Genomic DNA, 4,550 nt, shown 5'->3' on the forward strand with positions numbered 1-4,550 from the left:
CCTTTGCAGACTTTTGAGGATTCCATACTTTTAGCAAAAGAAAAGCTCATCGAATACAATGAGCTTAAAGGTTCTTTTCAAGTGTCAGATTAACCACAACTGTCAGGTTAAGTAGTGGCTAGTACACCTAAATAGAGATTCCATTCGATTGTAAAACCGTCCCTGTTCTTCCTTCTGATTCTTTAATTGCTCACCATGTTCTTTTAAAACGGATTTGATTTCCTTCAGGTCGATGGAAATCTTTACATCCATTAAGTTTTCATTGATAGCTTCTAATCTATTGACATCATTACGGAAAGCTTCCATTTCAGAGGTCAACAATTCCATATATTCTTTAATCTTTGTCATAATAACGTGTTTAAATTCCTAGCCCTGCATCAATGGTATATTTTATCGTCTTTTTGGCAATTTTCTTAAGAATACTCATAGCCAATCTTGGAGCTACAGGAACTGCATTATTTAATATTTTTACTGGAGCTATACTTTTTATTTTAGAATTGGATTGACCATATAACTGTTTTCCAATATTACTCCCTGTCATACTTCGATGCACTTCACTACCTTTTAGATTATACCCATTAAACTCAAAACGAAATCCCTGAAGTTTTCCTCCTTTATTGATACTAGGAATTACTTTTACTCCATTGGTCTCCATCGATTTGATATAAGCCTCAAAATTCTTGGGTGTAAACTGTTTTAAAGTGAGTTCATGTCTTCGTTTTATTTCTTGTCTAACGTCTTGGAGTAAGAACTCCTTTTCCATTTGCACTTGCTTAACTGTGGTTAGCTGTAATTGTTGTGCCACTTTTTCTGCCGCTTGTTGACTTCGCTTTCCAATAAAGCTATCATTATACGCCACTCCTTTATAATCAATCCGATTTACGTATAAATGAATGTGCGTATGCTCCTTGTCTCTATGCACAAAAGCTATAGCCTGTCTTTGTTCTAATTCCATTTGCTCCATAAATTTTTGACATACTTTTTCAAGCTCTTTTTGTTTCAACCGTTTTCCATCTTCTACGGTCGGACTAAGAACAAAAGAAAGTGTATTCTTTTGGCAATGGTAATTTTGTTCTTGGAGCATTTTAAATTCCTGAGTTATTTCTTCTGGATTATTACCTATCAGTTCCTGTTTAAAAACTACTTCAGCATCCTTTTCTTGATTCCATCCATAAGACATAGAAGCTTTGGTATGGGCAATAGACATTCCTTTTCCTATCATGACGAAAACTTTTGAAGATGGTCTTTTATTTCATCAGCCAACCAATACACCTTTTCAGTTAGATGAGGATTTCGTTTTCGATACATGTTCCCGATTGCTTTAAAATTATTATGGAACTTTACCAGCGTTCTATAAATAACAATCTCATCTTCACTCAAACGTTCTGTTATCTTTTTATCAAAAGCAACTCTTCTAAAATATTCACTAAGGGTTAATCCACATCGTCTTGCACGATTCTTTAATAGTTTCTTTTCTAGTGAAGTACATCGGAATTTGATTAGTTCTGTTTTCCCCCTAAATAACTTCTTTTTTTTATTGCGACCATCGGGAGTAATCGAGTTTGTGTCCACAGACACACATCTCGAATTCGTTTGCATCGAATCTTCCTCGCTTAGCTGAAGGATTAAAGAATCGCTATCCTCTAACTGATTGGTAGTAAGTTGTATTTTGTTTTTCTGTTCTTCTGATTTTCGCTCTACCCAATCAAAATTTTCATCTCTGTCATCGTATTCTAATCCCATAACATCAATCTTTCATTAGCATCCTTATGACCTTTATAAATGTCTCTACAATCAACAGTAATAGAAGAAACATTCAATAAATATTCTGTTGCCTTATTCCCTGAAGTATCGTTGTCCAGATATAGTTTTATGGCGGTATAATCTTTCAACAAAAAAGCAATACGTTTTACAAATGCCACCGAATTAAGAACAATCAAGTCATGCTCATGAAAATCCTTATTTAATAAAATTGGCAAAGAGAGTAAGTCAAACATACCTTCAACAATTATTAGATTTTCATTTCCATTATTGATATAGCTATAGGATTTGGGTGCAGTAGATGTTTTGTAATACTTATTACGAAGTTCCCATCCATTTAGTTGATTATTGAGTCCAATAGCAAAAAATGCTTTTTCGTTATTTCTATACCAAACTTCTTTACAGTATCGTTTAGCTATTTGCAGTGGTGTTTTTCTTGCCTTCAAATAGTTAATTAATGCCTGATGTTGAATATCCTGCACTTTTAGGATTACTAGTTTTCCCGTTTCTTTTTCCAATTCCAAAAATGAATGTTGTTGAGCATAAGCACCCCTCATATCGTTTGATAAAATAGTTAGTGCTTCTTTTACAGAACAGTGGTTTAATTTAACTACCAAATCTATTGCATTGCCTCCCTCAAAAGTTCCAAAGTCAATCCAGTAATTCTTTTTTAAAGAGACTTTAAAAGAGGCTTGTGTTTCTGACCTGAAAGGACTTAGAAACCAAGCTTCTTTTTCCGTTTTCCGATTGGGAAAGTGCCCTAGTTTTGCAAGTGTTTGAACGACGCAAAGACTACGGGCTTTTTCACAATTCATTATTTCTTTTTTCATTTGCTTTTACTTTTTGTAATTTCTCTTACCTTCCTACCTTTAAGCCTATTTATGCAGAATTAGCATCAGATTACTTCAGTAAATAATCTTACCTATCTTATGATTTGAGGTAGGTTAGGTAATCATTAGGTAGAATGGGTTTTAAACATCTTACCTAAAAACACAAGCTGCATTACCACTATTATGTCATTTAGGTAAGTAGGTAAGTGTTATCCCTGTTATTTTGAAAATTCCATTTCCCAAGGAGAATCCTTAAAGCGAGGTTTAGCCAAATAACCATACACTTGTCTTTTGGGGTGTTTCACTTTCTGAAACTTAAACCCAGATAAAGCTCTGCCAATATTAATATGGTTTAACCGAAGATTAAGGCAAGACATAGACACCAAAACATCAGAAGCGGTAACAAAGTCTTCCATGTCGTTAGACTTCTCGTAGTACTTGGCAATTAATTCCTGCTCTGAACTTAGTTTGGTGTATTTCTTATTACGCTCTTCATTTTCCTTGATATCCTTAATACTCAATTCAGGATTAAAGTTTGGGTCATGATATGCCAAGTGATAAGCCTGAGACCATACATCCTTAATATTGATTTCCTTTGAATAGGCAAAGTCAATTTTGTCTATCAATTCAAAACAAAGCCACCTTACCGAACCTGTTTCATCGTTTAGAAAAGAGGACATATTAGTAGAACCGAGAAAGGAACATATTCTTGGTAGTGTAGTGTTCTTTCGGTCATATGGTAAACGCTCATTGATAAAGGTTTTAGAGAAAAAGGATTTCAGTGCATTCACATCCTTTTTTGATAGAACCGCTAATTCATCCAGATTATATAAAAAGTTTCTACACAATTGAATTCGTGCATCTTTATCATTACTAATATCCTCTGCCATAAATTCAGAAAGTTCTGGTGGACATAAAAACCTACACCAAGTAGACTTTCCTGAATTCTGCCCCATATGAGAAATAATAAAAGCTTGCTTATTGAAATAACTTGATTCCAATGCGCACTTAATAGACCTTACCAACCATTTTCTAAAATGATATACAAAAGCTTCTTTTTCGTAGGTAGGCACATAGGATGCTAATTTCAATATATAATCTACCCCATCCCATTTTGGAAGAGATTCAAAATACTCCTTGATTGGGTTGTATTTAGGTATCCATTCAGATCGCATGAGAATTTCTAATTTACTTGTACTGATATCAATACCCGCCTTAGTCAATTCGATAATTAATGAATTGAGATTAAGGTAATGCCAATTCCTCGAATCCTTAAAAGCAATCTGAAAATCGTGTGAAATCTCGTTATACATCAAGTCATACTTCGTTTCCAAGTATTCCATTGTATAATCATAGATGGTTTTCTTTTTTGGATCCTTAACGTTGTATAAATCCTGTTTATCAGTAGCCATAACCAAGGATTTATTTTTTGTTTTTCAACAGCTGCTTATTGAATTGCTGTTCTAAGTATTCATCGGACAAATTAGGTTCTCCCATTAACCAGGCATCAATAGTTTCTTTATCAAAGAACTTCTGTCTTATGTTAGGATTCCTACCTGTAGGTATTAATTTAAGCTGGGTAAGCTTATATATTTTACTTTTCGATAATCCCGTGTAAATTGCAAGATCATCTACATTCATTACCTTTTTGGTGTGGGATAATAAACCTTTAATGTCGCGTAGTAATTCTACGACGTTTTCTTGTTCACTCATCACTCTTGTTTTTAACATTTAGAAATGAGTAAATGGCCATTTACATTTTTGTACATGGCAAACATATGCAAACACATCTCTCTAAATCAATAGCGTAATGTGTCTTATGGTATAATTATGTGTACTAGCCACTACTTAACCTGACAGTTGTGGTTAATCTGACACTTGAAAAGAACCTTTAAGCTCATTGTATTCGATGAGCTTTTCTTTTGCTAAAAGTATGGAATCCTCAAAAGTCTGCAAAGG

The 4,550-nt window shown here is 34.0% G+C and carries 6 protein-coding genes; all 6 read right to left on the reverse strand.

Features of this window, described 5'->3' with window-relative positions; genetic code table 11:
* Nucleotides 1-102: 102 nt before the first annotated feature.
* Entirely contained in the window at nt 103-348 is a 246-nt protein-coding gene (locus E4661_RS18810; RefSeq protein WP_136469004.1) for a DUF6730 family protein, read from the reverse strand.
* Nucleotides 349-358: 10 nt separating this feature from the next.
* Nucleotides 359-1,222 (reverse strand): relaxase/mobilization nuclease domain-containing protein, encoded by an 864-nt coding sequence (locus E4661_RS18815; RefSeq protein ID WP_136469005.1) that lies wholly within the window; start codon nt 1,220-1,222, stop codon nt 359-361.
* Nucleotides 1,219-1,743, reverse strand: a complete 525-nt coding sequence (mbpA, locus tag E4661_RS19530; protein WP_240751554.1) for a mobilization protein MbpA — start codon at nt 1,741-1,743, stop codon at nt 1,219-1,221. The genes E4661_RS18815 and mbpA overlap by 4 nt, the downstream gene beginning before the upstream one ends.
* Nucleotides 1,734-2,591 (reverse strand): toprim domain-containing protein, encoded by an 858-nt coding sequence (locus E4661_RS18825; protein WP_136469006.1) that lies wholly within the window; start codon nt 2,589-2,591, stop codon nt 1,734-1,736. Before E4661_RS18825 ends, mbpA begins: the two co-directional genes overlap by 10 nt.
* 218 nt (nt 2,592-2,809) lie before the next feature.
* Nucleotides 2,810-4,003: a virulence-associated E family protein gene (locus E4661_RS18830; protein ID WP_136469007.1), complete on the reverse strand. Its 1,194-nt coding sequence runs from the start codon at nt 4,001-4,003 to the stop codon at nt 2,810-2,812.
* A 10-nt stretch (nt 4,004-4,013) separates the two neighbouring features.
* Entirely contained in the window at nt 4,014-4,304 is a 291-nt protein-coding gene (locus E4661_RS18835) for a helix-turn-helix transcriptional regulator (RefSeq protein WP_168796444.1), read from the reverse strand.
* Between the last annotated feature and the right edge of the window lie 246 nt (nt 4,305-4,550).

The sequence above is a fragment of the Flagellimonas onchidii genome, from assembly GCF_004804315.1.
Classification (GTDB): domain Bacteria; phylum Bacteroidota; class Bacteroidia; order Flavobacteriales; family Flavobacteriaceae; genus Flagellimonas; species Flagellimonas onchidii.